The sequence below is a fragment of the Enterobacter cloacae complex sp. P18RS genome (genome assembly GCF_014982105.1).
In the GTDB taxonomy this organism is placed as follows: domain Bacteria; phylum Pseudomonadota; class Gammaproteobacteria; order Enterobacterales; family Enterobacteriaceae; genus Enterobacter; species Enterobacter hormaechei_C.
This window is the reverse complement of record NZ_JADCKV010000063.1, coordinates 1-1,177: the sequence shown is the minus strand read 5'-3', so window position 1 is coordinate 1,177 and position 1,177 is coordinate 1. Positions and strand designations below refer to the sequence as shown.

Genomic DNA, 1,177 nt, shown 5'->3' with positions numbered 1-1,177 from the left:
TTAGTAAAAACTTTTTTAGCATTGAGTAAAATCATAGAAGTCCGGGCTCCAGATGTTGTTCATAGCCATCTATTTCATGCGAATATTATTTGCCGACTAATACGTTGCCTCACAAAGATGAATGTTTTAATTTCATCATCGCATAGTAGATATGAAGGTGGAAAAGTGAGGATGTTTTTATATAAAATCACTTCTCATTTATGCGATTTGATAACTAATGTAAGTATTGATGCTGTAAATGAAAATATTCATAAAAAAATTGCACCTCTGAATAAAATTATTGCTGTAAGCAATGGTATTGATACAGATAAATTTAAATTTATACCTACTGCAAAAAAGAAGCTTCTGTCTGAATTATCCTTATCGGAAGAACATATGCTAATTTTGGCCGTTGGAAGATTTACGGAATCTAAAGATTATCCAAATTTGCTCCAATCGTTTAAAATACTTATTAGTGAGAAAGGAAAGGTTAATCTTCGACTATTAATAGCAGGAGACGGTGAATTATTTGATAAAATCTCTTTGTTAAGGCATCAACTTGATCTTGTGCCATATGTTATTTTTTTAGGTGTTAGGGATGATATACCTCAATTAATGAGCGCAGCAGATATATATGTCATGTCGTCTGCATGGGAAGGAATGCCTTTGGTTATCGGAGAGGCGATGTCATGCAATTGCCTGATCGTTACTACCCGGTGCGGTGGTGTAGCCGAAATTTTGGGTGACTGTGGAACAATCGTACCAACGAACTCACCAGCGCACCTTGCTGATGGTATTCTTTACGCGCTTGAATTAGATGATGCAGAAATCAATGAATTCACAAGTAAAGCAAGAACTCGCATAGAAGACAAATTTTCTATTAATGCTGTAGTTGATAATTGGTTGAATATATACAAAAAACATTATGCAAAATAAAACCATAGCGATAACGGCAAACACTTGCTGGTATATTTACAATTTTCGAAGAAACACAATTCTTACATTGTTGAATCAAGGATTCAGTGTTATAGTATGTGCTCCTTATGATGCTTATACAGGCTTCTTGGAATCCTTGGGTTGCCAATATAAAAACATAAAAATTGATAAAAGTGGTTTAAACCCTCTAAGAGATTTATATACTATATTTAATTTCTATAGTGTTTTTAAGAATAATTATGTAGATATAGTATTTAATATT

Annotated in this window: 1 protein-coding gene and 1 pseudogene; both read left to right on the top strand. The window is 33.0% G+C overall.

Annotated elements, in window-relative coordinates:
- The coding region (locus tag INF61_RS22700) for a glycosyltransferase (protein WP_193548152.1) at positions 1-915 on the top strand (915 nt) is incomplete at its 5' end.
- Positions 905-1,177, top strand: a pseudogene (locus INF61_RS22695) (glycosyltransferase family 1 protein); the annotation flags it as partial. The gene INF61_RS22700 and the pseudogene INF61_RS22695, both read left to right, overlap by 11 nt.